The 17,555-nt window shown below is 38.2% G+C and carries 16 protein-coding genes; 2 read left to right on the top strand and 14 right to left on the bottom strand.

Features of this window, described 5'->3' with window-relative positions; all coding sequences use genetic code 11:
• Positions 1 to 26 precede the first annotated feature (26 nt).
• The gene (locus tag Q5866_RS05395; RefSeq protein WP_303179336.1) at positions 27 to 1,157 is read left to right on the top strand and encodes an LruC domain-containing protein; all 1,131 of its coding nucleotides are present in this window, start codon (positions 27 to 29) and stop codon (positions 1,155 to 1,157) included.
• Positions 1,158 to 1,190: 33 nt separating this feature from the next.
• Here Q5866_RS05395 and Q5866_RS05400 read toward each other — a convergent pair whose 3' ends face one another.
• The 3 genes from Q5866_RS05400 to Q5866_RS05410 all read right to left on the bottom strand — a co-directional run bounded on the left by Q5866_RS05400 (position 1,191) and on the right by Q5866_RS05410 (position 4,591).
• On the bottom strand, positions 1,191 to 2,378 hold the full coding sequence (locus Q5866_RS05400) for a glycosyltransferase family 2 protein (RefSeq protein ID WP_292266332.1): 1,188 nt from the start codon (positions 2,376 to 2,378) through the stop codon (positions 1,191 to 1,193).
• Between the two features lie 5 nt (positions 2,379 to 2,383).
• Positions 2,384 to 3,460, bottom strand: coding sequence for an endonuclease/exonuclease/phosphatase family protein (locus Q5866_RS05405; RefSeq protein WP_227215864.1), 1,077 nt, complete (start codon positions 3,458 to 3,460; stop codon positions 2,384 to 2,386).
• A 93-nt stretch (positions 3,461 to 3,553) separates the two neighbouring features.
• Positions 3,554 to 4,591, bottom strand: coding sequence for an endonuclease/exonuclease/phosphatase family protein (locus tag Q5866_RS05410; protein WP_303179338.1), 1,038 nt, complete (start codon positions 4,589 to 4,591; stop codon positions 3,554 to 3,556).
• Between the two features lie 350 nt (positions 4,592 to 4,941).
• Between Q5866_RS05410 and Q5866_RS05415 the strand changes: the two genes are divergently transcribed.
• Positions 4,942 to 6,510, top strand: a complete 1,569-nt coding sequence (locus Q5866_RS05415; RefSeq protein WP_303179340.1) for an RNA-binding domain-containing protein — start codon at positions 4,942 to 4,944, stop codon at positions 6,508 to 6,510.
• A 295-nt stretch (positions 6,511 to 6,805) separates the two neighbouring features.
• On the opposite strand, the gene Q5866_RS05420 is transcribed toward Q5866_RS05415, so the two are convergent.
• The 11 genes from Q5866_RS05420 to Q5866_RS05470 all read right to left on the bottom strand — a co-directional run bounded on the left by Q5866_RS05420 (position 6,806) and on the right by Q5866_RS05470 (position 17,555).
• Positions 6,806 to 7,654, bottom strand: a complete 849-nt coding sequence (locus Q5866_RS05420; protein ID WP_292266340.1) for a glycosyltransferase family 2 protein — start codon at positions 7,652 to 7,654, stop codon at positions 6,806 to 6,808.
• 22 nt (positions 7,655 to 7,676) lie between these two features.
• Positions 7,677 to 8,435, bottom strand: coding sequence for a glycosyltransferase family 32 protein (locus Q5866_RS05425; protein WP_292266342.1), 759 nt, complete (start codon positions 8,433 to 8,435; stop codon positions 7,677 to 7,679).
• Positions 8,436 to 8,440: 5 nt separating this feature from the next.
• Positions 8,441 to 9,556: a glycosyltransferase gene (locus Q5866_RS05430; protein WP_292266345.1), complete on the bottom strand. Its 1,116-nt coding sequence runs from the start codon at positions 9,554 to 9,556 to the stop codon at positions 8,441 to 8,443.
• Complete coding sequence (locus Q5866_RS05435; RefSeq protein ID WP_292266347.1) at positions 9,553 to 10,992, bottom strand: lipopolysaccharide biosynthesis protein; 1,440 nt, start codon at positions 10,990 to 10,992, stop codon at positions 9,553 to 9,555. The genes Q5866_RS05430 and Q5866_RS05435 overlap by 4 nt, the downstream gene beginning before the upstream one ends.
• Positions 10,989 to 12,065 carry a glycosyltransferase family 1 protein gene (locus Q5866_RS05440; protein WP_292266348.1) on the bottom strand — a complete coding sequence of 359 codons (1,077 nt, stop codon included), beginning with the start codon at positions 12,063 to 12,065 and terminating at the stop codon, positions 10,989 to 10,991. The genes Q5866_RS05435 and Q5866_RS05440 overlap by 4 nt, the downstream gene beginning before the upstream one ends.
• Complete coding sequence (locus tag Q5866_RS05445; RefSeq protein WP_292266350.1) at positions 12,043 to 12,852, bottom strand: class I SAM-dependent methyltransferase; 810 nt, start codon at positions 12,850 to 12,852, stop codon at positions 12,043 to 12,045. Before Q5866_RS05445 ends, Q5866_RS05440 begins: the two co-directional genes overlap by 23 nt.
• Entirely contained in the window at positions 12,849 to 13,487 is a 639-nt protein-coding gene (locus Q5866_RS05450; protein WP_292266352.1) for a DapH/DapD/GlmU-related protein, read from the bottom strand. The genes Q5866_RS05445 and Q5866_RS05450 overlap by 4 nt, the downstream gene beginning before the upstream one ends.
• Positions 13,488 to 13,596: 109 nt before the next feature.
• Entirely contained in the window at positions 13,597 to 14,295 is a 699-nt protein-coding gene (locus Q5866_RS05455; protein ID WP_292266354.1) for an OmpA family protein, read from the bottom strand.
• A 6-nt stretch (positions 14,296 to 14,301) separates the two neighbouring features.
• A complete protein-coding gene (locus tag Q5866_RS05460) occupies positions 14,302 to 15,243 on the bottom strand; it encodes a hypothetical protein (protein WP_292266356.1) in 942 nt (313 codons plus the stop codon).
• Between the two features lie 4 nt (positions 15,244 to 15,247).
• Positions 15,248 to 16,366: a glycosyltransferase family 1 protein gene (locus Q5866_RS05465; RefSeq protein WP_292266358.1), complete on the bottom strand. Its 1,119-nt coding sequence runs from the start codon at positions 16,364 to 16,366 to the stop codon at positions 15,248 to 15,250.
• Between the two features lie 10 nt (positions 16,367 to 16,376).
• Positions 16,377 to 17,555: a glycosyltransferase family 2 protein gene (locus Q5866_RS05470; RefSeq protein ID WP_227215853.1), complete on the bottom strand. Its 1,179-nt coding sequence runs from the start codon at positions 17,553 to 17,555 to the stop codon at positions 16,377 to 16,379.

Below are 17,555 nucleotides of genomic sequence, written 5' to 3' on the forward strand. Positions count from 1 at the left end.
TTTTATTTTTTGATAAAAAGGTAATTATGAGAAATTTATTATGCTGTTTAGTTTTAGGGGTGTTATTCACAGCATGCCACAAAGACGGTCCTTATAAAGGTGGGGATAAGGATTTGGTTGTTCCGTTAGATTTTAACTGGAAAACTTTAGAAAGACAAGATCTGAAACTGGATAAACCTTCGTCAGTTTATTTGGTAAAGAACGGTGAAGAGTTATTGATCGGGGATGGACTTGAAGCGGGCGAATATACATTTACGACGGGGATTAAAGGTGGGGAATTGAAAGTGAAATCTTCAGCTATGGCGTACTCTATTGCAAGAGCGCCGGGTGATGAGGTTCCTAACGGGCACCGGATGATTTATTATCCGGGTGAGGGGTATTGGGCGAGTATGATGGTTGAAGATATTTTTCCTTGGTTGGGAGATCTGGATATGAATGATGTCGTATTTAATTTTAGATTAGGATACGAGACTATCAGTGATAATAATAATGGGAAAGAAGTGAAATCACTGACTATATGGATCAAACCGGTAGCTATGGGTGGTGCTGCTTACAAGCAAGTAGGACTTGCTCTTAACTTTGTCAATAAATCCATGAAACATTTGGCTGTGAACAAAGTCAGCGGACAAGTATTCATGGAGAATGAAATGTTTACTCTAAACAAGAAAGGTAATGAAGAGGGGGAAGAATATATTGTCCCGTTGATCGGAAACTTGTATTCTTGTTTTGGGAAAGAAGGTGGTATTTTGAATACCGATCGCAATTTACCGCGATTTGATGCGGAGGAAGTAGTAATAAAAATCGAGTTTTCCCAGAAACCGAAATTAACCGAAATCCAATTGGAACCGGACAATGCGGGGAATATGATGGACTTGTTCGTTACTTTTGGTACAAGAGGCAAAGAAGTACACGTGAAAGGGCGTCCGGCAACGGCAAAGATGGAGCCCGAATTGTTGCATCACGGTAATAATAGAAATTTTTCTTCTCCGGAAAATTGGGTTTGGGCATTGATTCTCGATACTCCGTTAAAATATCCGCAAGAGAGTAAGGCGATTTATGACGCTTATCCTGACTTTGAGAAATGGGTGAATGGCGAAGCAGGCTTTGAAACACAAGATGAGTGGAGTTTTAATTATAATTCGGATTTAGTTTATTAATAGTAATATCATTATTGATAGGACAGGGCGGATTTACGAATCTGCCCTGTTTGCTTTTTCCCAAGTTCCTTTCCCCTTATGCTTTTTCAAGTAGAAGAATCCTTTCAGTACATTCAAGTTCATGAAAGTGAAGTAGTACGGGATAAACAGTATCTTTACTTTGATTTGTTTTCTGGCAAGTGATGCCCCTGTCCAAGCTAACAGGTAGAAAATAACTTGAAGTACAAAAATAACACTATATAACGGGGTAAAATGTGTCGCGAGTACCAGAATCAGATTCACGGGTAATAGCAGGAAAAGGAGAATGGGAGTGATAGACCAGCGTAACACCCGGTGTGAGATATATTGAAAAGAGAGGAGCCCGTAACGGAAAGGATTAAGAAGAGGGCGTAGCCGTCGGATAGATTGAAGCCCTCCCGCGGCAATGCGTACCTTTCGTTTTTGTTCCTCTTCAATGTTAGCAGAACCGGATTCTATGGCGTATGCTTTGTCACAATAAGCTATTTTGTACCCCTGCATGGCAATGCGTAAAGAGAGAATAAAATCGTCGAGTAAAGTATCTTCCGCCATCGGGACGAATAATTCCGTCCGAATGGCAAATAACTCTCCGGCTGCACCTACCGCGGAATATAATCTTGAATCCCACGCTTTTAGTTTTGATTCATAACGCCAATAGAAGCCTTCGCCCCCGGAAGCCGCGTTGTCTTTGTCTTTTACTTCAATACGCTTCTCTCCGGCAACACAACCGACCTTTGTATCCGTGAAGCATCGTACAATTTCCAGAATAGCGTCGGCATTGAGCATCGTATTGGCATCCGTGAAAACAGTGTAAGGTGTTTCTATATATTGCATTCCTCTGTTGAGTGCGGCAGTTTTGCCTTTACGTTCCGGGGAAAAAAATACAGTTATGTCGGGGTAGACTCTCAACATACTGTTTGTCATGTCTGTCGAACCGTCCGTGATCCAAACCACGTTAAGTTTATCCTTCGGGTAATCGAGTTGCATACAATTATCCATCTTTGCCTTGACGATCTTTTCTTCATTATAGGCGGCGATAAAAAGCGTCACGTCGGGAAGATTCTCCGGAAGTGCCAATGGTTGTGCCGGATGTCGTTTTTCCTTGAATTTGACGAGTATATATAGCAGTATCCCGTACCCGATAAAAGTGTAGAACACGATGAAAATGGAAATCCAGAATAATATTTGAAGAAACTGTATCATGTCTGTTATTTTAGATAAAACTCACTGGTAACCGGATTGTGGTCACTCCACTCCTTTTCCGGGGAGTAGTAGTCTATACATTTCAATTCGTCGGAATAGAAGATGAAATCAATTCGCAACAGCCGATGCAAACCCCGGAACGTGTAAGCGTAACCGTTGCCGCTTGTCTTGAAACTGTCTTTCAGTTCTCCTTTGATACGGTGATAGGTGTATGACGACGGAGTATCGTTAAAGTCCCCGCACACGATGGTCGGGACACCTGTCGTGTCGATAACTTGTCGCACGATATCGGCTTGCGTGGCTCTGAGTTTGAAGTTTTTGGATAGTTCTTGCGTGATATCCAGTACTACTTCTTCTTTTTGTTGTATATCCGTGTTTTGGAATACCGGATCATCCAGTAGTTTGCGTTTCCCGCTGAAATTGGTCGTTTGCAAATGGCAACTAATCACTCTTATCGTTTGCTCGCCGACTTGAATATCAGTCCACATGGCATCATTTGTCGCGGAGTTTAAAGGTATTTTGCCGGATTGCAGGATAGGGTATTTGCTGAAAATACCTATTCCCAACGTGGTAGAACCGGGTAAATACGTCACGGCATGATACGGTAGATTCAATAGCCGGGATAAAGTTTCTGCGTTGATTTTCGTGTCTTCCCGGTATTCTAAGAAACAAGCAATGTCTACATGATCGTTTTTCAGAAATTCGGAGATATAGTGTTGTGTTTCGAACTTCTCCCACGATTTGAATTTACCCGCGTTATAACTGGCGAGGCGTATGGGTAATTTGCCGTTTGGGGTTTCCGGCGATGAAACCGTAACTTGGAAAATAGACGTGAGATAGCCGATATTAAGAAAGATAGCCGCGACAGGAACAATTGCCCACCACCTCTTGCCGATAATCCAATAGACGAGTATAACGAGGTTTATGATTAAAACGACAGGCATGGCTAAACCGATAAACGTGATCCATGTCGATTCGTTCGGGTTAGTTTGTCCCGCCATGTACGCGGCAATACTGATCCCCGCCGCCACAAAACTGACCGGAATCATCAAGAGGGAGAAAAAATATCTGAGTGCTGCCATTATATTGTTATTCTAAAAGTACGCCGATGTTATATTGTAATAATGCAAATATATGCTATTTAGTACAAATTTTGGATAGATTGGAAAGAATTATTATACATGGTCTTTCTTTAACTCTACTTTCATTATAATCGGGTTATGGTCACTCCACGAGAGGCGGGGGGATTGATATTCCAACCCGATAAATGATTCGTTATAACCGATAAAATCTATTCGTAGCAATCCTTTGATGCCATTGAATGAATGTCCGTATCCTTTTCCTCTGTCCCGAAATCCGTCTGTTATATTTTTTCCGGCAATATGGTTGTAGGCAAAAGATACAGGAGTATCATTGAAGTCGCCGCATACAATAACGGGATAGCGGGTGGTGTCAATGATTTGTCTGACTTGTATGGATTGATTGGCTCGTATATTGAAATTTTCTTTTAGTTGCTCCACGATGGTTACCAACGTGCGTGCCTGACCTTTCCAATCTTTGACGCTTTTATATTTTTCATATTTTTTGCTGTTGGGACTGACATTTGTGGTTTGTAAGTGATTATTAAAAACACGGATTGTATCTCCTTTAATTAGAATATCCGCCCACATGCTATTGTTCTGTTTTGAATTGAAATCAATTTCCCCGTATCGAATGATAGGGTAGCGGCTATAAATCGTGATTCCGAAATTAGCCCATGCCTCTTGTCTGTTAAAAAATACACATCGGTAGGGTAGACCGAATCGTTTCTTTATCGCTATTGAGTCTTGTTGAGGTTCTTCGCAGTGTTCTTGAATACATAAGATATCGATCTGATTATCTTCAACTATTTTTTTTATATTGTATTTCACGTTACGTGCGATCCAGAAAAATCCTTCCACGTTATAACTGGCAATGGTTATTTCGTTGTCTTTTATATAGGGGATATCTTCTTTCCATGGAGATTGAAATATTCCCGTAAAATAATTGTAATTACATATGATTGTGATAAGTGGCAGGAGTACCCACCATTTTTTGCAAATAGCCCAAAAAATGAAAAGATATAAATTCGCGAAAATAATGCCGGGCATAAATAATCCTGCCAGCGCCGGAATCCACCAACTATTCGGGTTGGTATACGGCGCAAACACACCGGAAATTCCGATGAATGCCATACCGAGGGTTGCGGGTTTCATCAATAAGTAAAAGAAGAACCTTAATGCGGCCATTTTCTACAATTTGAAATAATCTGAGTTTGTCATACACGGTGCAAAGTTAGCAATATTGGCGTGAATTGGCTAATCTGTAGTTTAAAATTTAATATCGCAGATTCAACTCGTCAATGAACCGAGAATAACCTAATATACACGACTTGTTAGAGGGAAACCCCAAGAATACCAATCGTCCAAGAAAACGAAGTGCTCTCTCGATTAAAAAGCCAAATAATTTTTCTTTAATTCACTTACTTGAGAAAATCATTATCTTTACATCATTATTTTTGAGATAGAATGTAAATATTGAAACTATGGCATTACCGATAAATATAAATGACCTGTTGTCCAAAAATAAAGTAGAAGGCAATCGAATAGAATTTAAAAAGGGATGGAATCCTTCAAAAATTTATCATTCGATTTGTGCTTTTGCTAATGATTTGGATAATCTTGGTGGAGGATACATCCTTTTAGGTGTGGAGGAAGAGAACGGTATTGCCAAACGTCCCGTGACTGGTGTATCGGAAGAATCCATTGATAGGATTTTAAGAGATATGGTTGGCTTTAACAATAAAATAGAACCATACTATATGCCACGTACATCAGTTGAAGAGGTTGATGGCAAATCACTCCTCGTCATTTGGGTGCCAAGTGGAGTAAATCGTCCGTTTAGCGTGATGGAGGATGTGACTTCCAAGCATAGCAGACCGAAGTTTTACATTCGTAGTGGTAGTAGCTCTATAGAGGCAAAGGGTGAAATACTCGACCAATTGCGTGAATTGGCTAACCGTACACCATTTGATGACCGGGGCAATCCCGATATTACGCTTGATGATATTTCGCCTGTATTGGTTTACGATCACTTAAAAAAGGTTGGTAGTCGTCTTGTAAAAAGTTTTAACGCGCAAGAGTTAGACAAAACTTTGGATCAGATGAATCTTTATGAAGGATCAACAGAACGTAGATACTTGAAAAATGTTACCGCTATGATGTTTTGCGAAGAACTTCAAAAGTTCTTTCCTATCACGCGTGTAGAAATTGTGGTATTCCCGGAAGGACGTGTTCAAAACCCGAATAATTTTTATGAGGCTCCGGTTATAACAGGTACTGTGCCACAGATGATAAAAGAGACACTGAACTATTTGCGTACTTTCATACGTGAATATGTGGTAAAGCTAAAAGACCGTGCCGAGTCAATCCGATACTTCAATTACCCCTATCAAGCTTTGGAAGAAGCGGTTGTTAATGCATTGTATCATCGCGATTATCAGGAACGTGAACCCGTGGAGATTACCATTGAACCCGATAAAGTTTCTATATTGAGTTATTCGGGACCAGACCGTTCTGTTACCATTGAAGCCATTCGGGAAGGGGAAGTGTTGCGTTCACGAAGATATCGTAATCGTCGCTTAGGCGACTTTTTGAAAGAGTTAGACTTGACAGAAGGTCGAAGCACAGGTATTCCAACCATACAAGACGAACTTCGCAAGAATGGTTCGCCACGAGCTATTATTGAAACAGACCCTGACCGTACTTATTTTTTGATTGATATACCTTGTCGTGAAGGTGTAGAAACAATCCTTTCCACAAATGAACGACAAGGTAACGACAGAGTAATACGACAGAGTAACGACAGAGTAACACGACAGAGTAACGACAGAGTAACAACAGAGTTGATCATCTTGGAATATTGTTTGATTGCTCATTCCAGACGCGAGATTTTAGAACATCTCAATTTGAAATATCATTCAGATAATTACAAGAAATACATCAAACCTCTTGTAAATAAAGGATATTTGCAGAATACAGAACCCAATTCTCCTAATAGCCCCACGCAGAAATTTATAACTACTGTATTAGGGAAAGATTTGTTAGGTGGTTGATGAAAATGAGTGATTGTCAAAAACTTCCTTTTTGATGAAATTAAACCATCTGCTATTTTTATTTGAATTTGGGGTAATGTCTTTCGAGGAATATCATACAGAAAACCCACGGAGAACCCATTGAAGTCCTACCCTAATCATACCCCTCTTTCGTTCTTCCTCCGTTTATCCTCTGGACATCCTATAATCTTTCATATAGAAACATTGGAGCGGAACTGCTCATACACCGTTCAATAGGGATGTCTTCCCTAGGTCTTCTTTGGGAATGTATTGGGTTCTCGGTAGGTAATGATAGTCATTTTATTAAATTGGATTCCTCATCTTTATATTCTTCTTTTTTGGAGAATAGGCCACCGAAATTCTTTACTGTTTTGACAGCTCTGATTTTAAAACTATTGAAGAATGAACCGTCAGCCCCTACTGTTCCATAACCCGTGACGGCACGGGCTTTGCGGGTACGGACAAAGCGAATTTTTCCGTATTTCTTTAAGCCGAATGCCATGGAACCATCTTCTCCTCGTTTGATTTCTACCCGGTAACCGACTTTTTTGCCATATTCGATGTTATAGGCGAAAACAAGTCCCCTGACACTGAGTTCCGGACGTTTAAAAGATTGCAGAAATAGATGGGTATCCCGTAAAAATTCATATAGTTTGACACCTAACCAAGGATGTTGTTTATCCGGGATATAACTCCAAAGGGAGGAAACGGCAACTGTACCCGGTTTTTCTAATACTTTGACTAAGGTTTCGATGTATTTCGGGGGATACATGGTGTCGGAGTCGATACAAATGTAATATTTTCCTCGGGCATGATTCAATCCGCAACGGCGGGCGAAACCGCAACTATGTTCGTATTCCGTGTAATAGGGGACGCCGGTCATTTTAAAGATTTCGGCAGTTCTGTCAGATGAGTCGTTATCCACTCCGATAATTTCTATCGGGTATTTACACGTGCTATCACTTAATGACCAAAGGTTTGCCAGTAGATGCTTTTCTTCATTATACGCTATAACGACCACTGAAACCAGCGGAGAATCATTTTGTATTTTACTGATTTTTGTTTTTACTTCGTGAATAATTTCTTGGGGTACTTCTTGTAATGGTTTTTCGTATACGGAGAGATATTTTTTATACCAAGTCATGATTATGAGGGTTTTAATTCTTTTATTTGAATCTTTGTGGTAATATGATGCGCTCGATTTTTCGGATAAAATTGTAACCGAATACACGGATCATTATTGTGCGGGTTCTATAATACATCTTGGCTTTATGTGAAAACCATGAGTTCTGATAGTGATGAATCGCGTACGTGTTGGGAGTGATTAAGACTTCCCTTGAATCGAATACTTTGGGAGAAAAGTATTCGTCGGGCATCACGAGAATCTCTTTCCGGAAGTCCATATTTTTTATATTTTTCATCTCTGAGGCATCAAGATAGTGAATGGGTTTGAGTTTTTGAATCTCTTCCACCATGATTTCCGGTAGTTTCCTGATGTCTAGTGATGAGTCTTTTTTTATGAAGGTTTTATTCGTGTAGTAGTTTAAACAAGTTTTAATCCATGCTGTTCCTTTTTCTGCTCCCAGTATAGCTGCTTCTATGGTTCCCGCTTTCTCTGCACCCATGAAATACGGGAAATGTAATAGATCGTTGAAACTTTTCAATACTTCCACGTCTGAATCCAAGTATATACCCCCGTAATTGTATAAGGCATAGAAGCGGATATAGTCTGCCGCGAATGCATATTTCTTTTTGTCAAAAGCCTGTTTTACCCAAATGCTTTCGTCTAAATTGAATCGTTTTGTATCCCATAACATGATCTCGTAGTCCGGAAGGTACTTCTTCCACGATTTAAGGCATTTTTTTATTTTTGGAGGATAATCATCATTGCTCAACCAGCATAAATGGATAATTTTAGGTATCATGTTGTTTATATTTTTATTGAGTCTATTACTTTTTTCATTTGTTCTTTCCACGATAGGTGTTTAATTGCTTCTCTTATTTTCGTGGGAGTCAAATTTGTACTGTTATAGAAATTAATGACTTGTTGGACATCCACGGGACTTTCGTCTGCCGGAATCTTCATGATATAGGGCATATTTTCAAAATCTTCATCTATCTCCGAGTAGATGAAAGGGATTCCTCTGGCGGCATACTCCCTGTTTTTAAGAGTTTTGATATTTGTGATTCCGCTTCGATGGCGTCCGAGGCTACCAATACCTAAATCACATTGTTCGAAAATATTGTCAAGGTTTTGTCCATGTTGTCGTCCGTGGAGGATAACATAGGGCTGTAAATGGTTTTCCTCGATGACCGGAATACATTCATCCCGTTCTCGTTGGGCGGTAAATTCACCAACAATATGAAAGTAAACTTTATATTGGGGATGAGTCGTGTAATAATTGGCCAATCCTTTCAGTAAACGATCGTAGCCATGCCAGTAATGAATTTCGGCTACACCTATGAGATGAATTTGGTTTGATGTGTCATTAATTTTTTGTTTTATCGGAATTTCGTTAAAATCAATTCCGTTTGAGAGTTGTAATGTGGGGATTCCGAATATGGTCGAATGATTTGAAAATGTGATAATACGATCTAAATATTTTGCAAATTGTTTTCTGAAACATTTGTCAATGAATAATTGAAGTTTCATGAAAGACGAGGTGTACTCTTGATCATACGGGTATGTTGGAATTTCCATGACAATATGTATTCCTGCCTTTTTCATTTTACGAACGAGTCTGATGGTAAAAGGATTTGCATTATGCCCGGAGCGAATATATATTAATTCAAAGTGATTTTTAATAGCATAATTTGCGATAGAATTGTACTCGAAGCGTTTATATAGTTTCCCCTTTAAACCGTTTCCATAGTCTACTAAAACTTGGTGGTCTATCATGCGACGTTTTGTCCCTTGTTCATCTGTTAAATAGCAAAGATGAGTTTCCATGCCATTTGCTTTAAGTGCTTGTACTTGATATTGAATTTTTTTACTAATTCCATTTGCCTCCTGAAATCCATGAAAAATAAGGAATAATGTTTTCATATTTTAGATTTTAATCGCTTTAATAAATCATATTCTTTCGTGGCAAGAATATAGCTAACGCTGATAGTCATAAAGATAACACCTTTTATGAGCAAGCTGATTAATTGCGGAGTGTTGTCTATAACAGGTGTTATTATATATAACGCGAGAAATACAATTCCAGCGAGTAGAAGTGGAGAGAATAATTGCTTCCCAAAATGAATTATCGTGCGTTGGAATGTGATGTAATACATTTGCATATAGCATTGTAGAAAACTGATTGAAAATGTTATTGTAATACACCAAGATATCGCTTCAAGGGTTTTGAAAACAAAAAGACCGATGCAGATACCCGTTACGTTGATTATTGAGGAAAATAACCCGCAGAAAAACAAGCTGCGTGTATCATTGGAGGCTTGGAAAATGGATCCTGATGTGGACATGATAATTTGTATCCCGACAGAAATAGATAATATCTGAAATACGGGGACAGAGGGGAGCCATTGTTCTCCGAATACAATTAATGTGATTTCCCGTGCGGAAAACCAGAGAAAGGCAGATAGAGGTAATCCGATAAAAGCCAACAAACGAATGATTTTTTCGTAAGAGGTTACCAATCGATTTAAGTCATGTTGATAGTCTGAAAAAACAGGATGCATTACGGGGGTGATTACATGTGTGATGTTCTGTAACGGGAGCATCATAAGCCGATAAGATTTCTCATAATAACCAAGGGCGGACATATCCATGTATCTTCCGATAAGGAGTTTGTCAAGATTCCGGCTGAAATAATTTATAATATTGAACATGAATTGGTAAGCTGAAAATTTGAATATCTTTTTCATGGATGTGATGCCCCACGTCATTTCCAATCGTTGAGGATATTTACGGTAGGATATGATAAAAAGCAAAATACTGGAAAAAATGGGGTTTATAATTAGGGCATAAAGCCCTGCTCCGCAAAGAGCCGCTATAATGGCAATCGTTCCGCCTGCTATTTGTACGCCAAGACTTCTCCACGCTATAAATTTGAAAGATTTTGTTTTGTATAGCAATGCGTTGGGTACAATGTTTGCCGATGCAAAGAATAAGTTTATGGATAGTAATTGGGTTATTGCAACCATGCTTGGTTGTTTGTAGAATATCGAGATTGGCCATGAACACAAGAAAAATAGGATTGTTAGAATTGAACCACTCCAAATTGTAAATGAAAATATGCGTGTTAAATCTTCTTGTTGGAGTGTTTTGTTCTGTATGATAGCGGGGGCAACACCCAGATCACTGAATATGCTGAAAAAAGAAATAATAACCGTGACCACTGCTACAATTCCGAATTCTTCGGGTGCGATCAAGCGAGCAAGAATTCCGGCAATCACTAGTGATATAAGGATGCCGGAGTATTTTGCAATTGCCGTGTAGAACACACCTGAAAGGAGGTCTTTTTTTATTGAAGTCATGGTCGTTGAATTAAGTCTGTATAAGTTTGACGATAAAGTTCAGATATATATTGTAGTGAAAAATGTTGTTTGGCGTATAAATAGTTTTCTTTGCCTTTATGTGTCTGTGCCAGACTATACCCTTGGGTTAATGCCTGAACAATGGATCCCGTATTGTCAGGGGTAAATATCGGATTACCGCTTTCTTTTAAAATTTCACCAATGTTACCATAGTCAGGACCGACTACAATCTTTTTAAATAAGAATCCCAAAGGCAGGTTCCCTGAGTTAAGTATTCTTTTTCGTTGAATGAACAATAGATCAGAAGCAATAATGTAATAGGGAAGATCTTGATTACTAATAATTTTTTCATTATTGTCCGCTTGAATGGAATACAAATTACAAATGAATTTACTTGTATGATACAAGAGTTTTGAAATATATCTCTTGTATAAATTTTTGTTTCGAGCGTGTGGAGAGAAAGGTAAAAGTCGAGGAGCGAGTAAATATTTATTTTTGCATTTGAATTTCAAAAATGATTTTATGACGATGGATATTTCTTCTTTAAGTCTGAATTTGCCGAAGGCTGTTATAATAAACTTATCCGGGGATAAGCCTAATTTTTCACGGGCTTCTTCTTTTGAGATATTTTCATTGTAAGTATTTTCATATATATGATGAGGAATGATCACATTATGACTTTGAGGATATTGTTGCTTAAATTCATTGTAACTGAATTGTCCCATGTGAATAATTGTATCGCAGGATGATTCGATGATATCATATGCGGTATATGTTATGGCATTGTAGTAATGGGGACGTGAATTGTGGCGAGTGTACACAAATTTGGTACCTCGGTTTTTTAAAAATGTAATTCTATCTTTTAGTTGTTGGATTTTATGTGCATTCTGGTTATTCCAACCGACGAGCTCTTCCGGCCATTGAAAATGGATAATGTCATAAAATGTATCTTCATTCCAGAATTTCTCGACAGAGCATTCTACTTCTACACCTATGGCTTGCAAACCTCTGCAAAGAATTGGGACAAACAGATTGTCAACGTTTTTATCTTCAAAAACGATCAGTACTTTCATGATGTGATGAATTTTGATCTTGGTTCTTAAGATATTGTTCAAGTGTCAGACATTCTTCCCCTCGTGTGATTCGTTGTCTTATTTTCCCTTTTATAAGATGATAACTGCCTGAACATACTTTCCTTATTTCGCTAAGAACATTACGAGGAGGAAATAGTTTTTCAACCATTGTTCTGTCCCATTTTTGAGTGAAAAAAGGAAGATAATACTCGTCTTGGGGATTAATAATAAAATCAATGTCATCTTCCCATTCATAGCGATTAATCATTAATTCCCCTTCCGTCAATCCTAATAATTTGTAGGGTAATGATTGATATGGCAGATAGTTGAGGAATAATTCTCCGTAGTTGTTTTTATAATTTCCGGGAACTAAATTTTTGTCATATAAGACCAGTTTATCATCAATATCTAGAATTACCCATTTGTGTGCTTCTTTAGGAAATAGAAATTCCCCGATAAGACTAGGCGTTTCCATATATCCGCGTTTCCCAACCCGACAGATTTCTTGTATAAATAGTGTCGGATTATCCACGTGCTCTAATACTTGGTTGCAAATAACATAATCAAACTCTTTATCTTTAAAAGGTAAGTGCTCTCCGTCAGCATTTATAAATTGTTGATGAGAATAGATTTTAATATCTCCACATCGGTGCGTATTATCTTTCACGTATTTGTCCACAATAACATTGGAACGGAAAGAAGGATTATGTCCGGGACCAACTTCAAGTACTCGATCTTTCTTTCGTATGGATAAATCCCATCTATCTACTGGTCTGCGAGTTCTCATTTTTTTTCGATTTTATGATGTATTCTTTCCCACTCCTTTTTTTCAGGATTATACTGTTTTATGATTTTAGCCGGATTACCGGCAACGACAGAAAAGGATGGAACATTATGGGTTACAACGCTGCCAGCGGCAATGATCGAATGTTTACCAATTGTTACGCCTGCTAAAATGACGGAGTTTGCACCAATCCAAACATCATTTTCAATAGTAATTAATGAAGTATTTACACCTTGTGATATAATTGATTTGTTTGGATCTTGATAATTGTGATCAAATCCTACAATTGTGATATTTTGACCAAGATTTACATCGTTACCTATTATGATGGGACCGATTATTGTGTTGCTTAAGCCGATACGACTTTGTGAACCTATAATAATATCTCCGACCATGTTGTTTAAGGTTGAAAAGCTTTCTATAATGGATTTTTCCCCTAATTTGAAAGAGTTGAAAGGAACTATATCTTTCCTTACATTCCTGTATATAACTGATTTATGACCTCTTTTCATGTAAAGGAATTGAAATAATCGAATCCAACGTCTCGGACGTGTTTTTATTGGGTGAACAATAAGATTAAGAATAAATTGTTTCAATTTAGGATTACTTTTGAGTTTATTTTTTATTGTGGTTTTCATGTTAGTTTATTTAAGTAATGTTGCAAAAAAACACATATAAGATATTATTAATTTAATTTCTTGAACCATATTAGTTTTGTAAATATTATCGTTGTTATATTATTTATATTTATATCTGTTTTATGATTTTGGTTATTTGTTTTTCTGCGTTAGTTTTAATTTTGAATTCGACTCGTCGTGAACGCTCTTTGTTTTCTGTTTTGTCATTATTATAGATGGGTTTACTGGAAGATAGACCGTTAGCTGTGAGTTTACTTTTTGTCCAATGGAATAAATCTTCATTTTCTATTTTTGAAAGTATGTATTCTAATACTTTGCGAGTTCTATTTTGGGAAAGTTCCATATTATAGAAATAAGCTTGACGGGAGGAGGATTCTCCAATCCATTCGCTGGATGTGTGGCCTTCTATACGGATTTCTTCTATATATTTTTTGTATTTAGGATCTGTAAGGATTTGTATAAAACGAGGAAAGAAGCTATCTAAAATATTTTTAAAGTGTTCATTTAACTCTGCACTTCCTACTTGGAATAATATTTCCGGATTTTCAAAACGAATAGAAAGAGTCAAAGAATCTAGTACGGCATTCCAAATTTGAAGATTTTTTGCAAATTCTTTTTTTAAATCATGAGTAATTTCAACTTGAGTCTTTTCGTAAGTTTGAGCGATTGAAGTTATTTTATTTTTCTCTAAAGAAATATTTTTCATGTATACGATAGAAATGAAAAGGAATATCATCATAAGTACAGACATCAGATCTGAGATTGACATCCATTGATTTTCTTCTTTCGATGATTTAATTATCTTCATGGTTGATTATTCTATTTCATTTGTTTTTTTATAAAGAGTATCATGGTCTTGTGATAACTTTTTAATAATAGTCGTTAATGTTTTGGTAAACTTCTCCAATTCAGTTAATTCTCGCTCGTATTTTTCTTCCATTCGGGTTAGTTGTGAACTCATTTGTTGTTCTGAACCTTTTATGAAATCGCCGAATGATGACACCTGCTCCATGAAAGCATGATTCTGTTTCATGTTCATGTTGTTGGTTTTTCCCAAGAATATTTCGATATTCTTGTTCGTTTCTTCCAGTTTTAAGAGTGTATCACGGAGTTGTTCTTGCATGGTTTGCGTGAACTCTTGGGCACGTGCCAAGTATTGCAATTGTTGTTCTTGTATAACGTGTATTTTGAGAATCGTTTGATTTATTTGTTCCGATACCTTATTATCCAAACGAGAGATGACCATTTGTAATGTTTCAGTAAGGGCTTCCGTGTTAAATGAGAGTTCACGGGAAGTTATTTTCAAGAGACTATTATTCAAGGCTTGGAAATTATCTCCCAGACGTTCGTTCGATTGCTTGATTACTTGAATAAGTTCATTAGAATCTGTTGACTTCGTGTTTTTTTCAATGTTTCCGAGTAATTCGAATAATTGTTTATCCGTGAATTCTTCTTGGTGCTCTTTTTCTTTCTTTATTCCGTAGAATGCAGGAGTAAGTTTAAGGAATAATGAAGATAGCATTCCTGCGATAGAGGTTAGGAAAGCTGTTTTCAGTCCTTCTAATAGCTGAGGAATGGCGAGATCTAGTTCATCAACACGGAAAATCCATAAACCATATATAATACCTCCAAAAGTACCAAGTAACCCCAAACTTATTACAGTTGAACTTAGTAACTGAATGTTAAACCATTTCCGTCCAATGTATGGAAATAGAAATATAATTAGAGAACTGATGATGGATATATAATTATTCATAACCTTATTTTTTAATAGATCGATACACTTTTAATAACTGTTCCGCCGTATGTTGCCAAGAGAATTGTTTAGTTCTTTCCAAGCCATAAGCGATCTGTTGTTCACGATACGCCGTATCTTGTTCCAGTTTCAATATCTGTGCGGCAATCGCGTCGGCATCCGTCGGGTCTACCAGTATTGCGCCCTCTCCTGCAACTTCGGGAATCGCGGAGGTGTTGGACGTGACGACCGGGGTACCGCACGCCATTGCTTCCAACAACGGAATCCCGAAACTTTCCCGCAATGACGTGTAAAGGAATGTTTTAGCGGCATTGTAGATTGCCGGGAGGTCAGAATGAGTGATATACCCGGGGGAATAAAGCATCGGTTTTATTTCTTCAATTCCTTCCTGCTTTAATATCTGATGGATGACTTCTTCTTTTAAATCTGCGATCAACAAAGGGAGAGGATTTGAAGATTGTTTCACGTAAATGCTATATGCTTTTAGTGTGCATGGAGTATTCTTTTTCGGATCGGTGTTACCGAGGAAAAATAAATATTCTTTAGCAGGTATATATTTTTTCGTGACGGTATAAGTTTCTTTCAAAGGATGGAAGCGGTTACTAAAACCGTTATGAATGGCGATAATCTGTTCTTCCGGCAGATGTAATGTTTCACGAATCCTGTTGCATTCGAACTGTGATACGGTGATGATTTGTTTGCATTTTGCCAATACGCGGGGAACAACAAAACGGCGATAATACCAGCCCATATTCTGGTACATGGATTTATTGTTGTGTGCCCTTTTTTCAAGGAAAATGATATCATGCAACGTGAGAACAAGTGGCGCCGGACAGAATAAAGGGGCGGTGTTGCTTGTGCAGTGTATGATATCCGGTTTTATCTCGCGTATAGCCGAAGGCAAGGCGACTTGTTCCCACAAGGGATAAGTCGGGCATTTTATTTCGACAATATGGACATTGTCCGATGCCTGTAAGCATCGGTCTTCTCCGGGAGCGACCAGTATATAGTACTCGTTCTCGTGATCAGTCTTCTGTAGTTCCCGAATTGTTTCGAGAGCCACGAAATCCATCCCGTGTTTATTTGTCCGAAAAATCCGTTGTGCTTCAATTGCTATTTTCATGGGCATAATATTATAGGGTGGAAGAACCGTTTTTTTCGGTGGTGACAAACTTTTTATTCATGCCTTTCATCCGGAATAAATTAGCTACCATCATGATAAATAACAGGGGGAGTTTGTTGATTGATTTTTTGAATTGCTCATCAACGAGTTTATCCGGTATGGCGAGGCATAGCGTGATGCCCATGACGAGAAACAATCCCCACCATTTCAGTGCAAGCGGCCAATCTACAATTTGCATAACGCATCCCATCACGATAATTCCACCAAACAAAATTAGGCGAGGGGGGAGCATCCATTGAATCAATTTATCGCTATAATCGATATTTCCGGTGATAATAGCTTTCGGAAGATCCTTGAAAACACGTCCCCACTGGGCGAATTGGGTAGCCAACCAGCGGCGGCGCTGATTGTAGAAGCCTTTTTCTCCTTGGGTTTTCTCGTCATACACGTATACTTCATCCAAGTATTCTATAAAAATTCTTTGTTTAAGTAGTAGAATTTCCAACTCTTTATCCTCGCCTGCGGTGGATAGATGTTTGACATTGTCATGAAACCATTGGTAATTGAAAGCCATACCGGAACCGATGAGGGCAGAGGAAACACCTAATCTTACATGTCCGCGACGGAAGATGGAATTGTTCACTTCTTCACTGAGGCCATCCAACACGGCAATCTCCGTGTTGCGGTTTTTAGCTGTTCTGTGTGCTTGAATGGCTTGTACCCCGGCATCAAAGACTTTGTTTATTTCTTGTAAGAAATTTGTATCGACAACGTTGTCTGCATCCAGAATCACGACAACATCAAATTCGTCCCGTCGGAAGTGATTCATGGCAAAATTGAGTGCTTTCGCTTTGGAACTTTCGGGATAGTCTGCCTTTAGTAAGGTGATCGGGAGTTGTGATAAACGGTCATTGGTTGCCTCTTGCATGTGGTCGGATATAACAACCACGTCATAAAGTTCCCGCGGGTAGTTCTGTTTTAGAAAAGATTCCACGACGGATACGATTATCCGGTCTTCTTTGTAGGCGGGAAAAAGTATGGCAAATCGATGTTGTTTCTTTGCTTGCGGGTAATATGATTTTCTTGTCCCCAGAGAAGCAAGAGAATATATTAACGGATACGCCACGGCAATGCTTGCCAAAATCCAACATATATATTCGAATAGATATAAGATTTCCTGAATATTCAT

Source organism: uncultured Butyricimonas sp. (assembly GCF_959596855.1).
In the GTDB taxonomy this organism is placed as follows: domain Bacteria; phylum Bacteroidota; class Bacteroidia; order Bacteroidales; family Marinifilaceae; genus Butyricimonas; species Butyricimonas muris.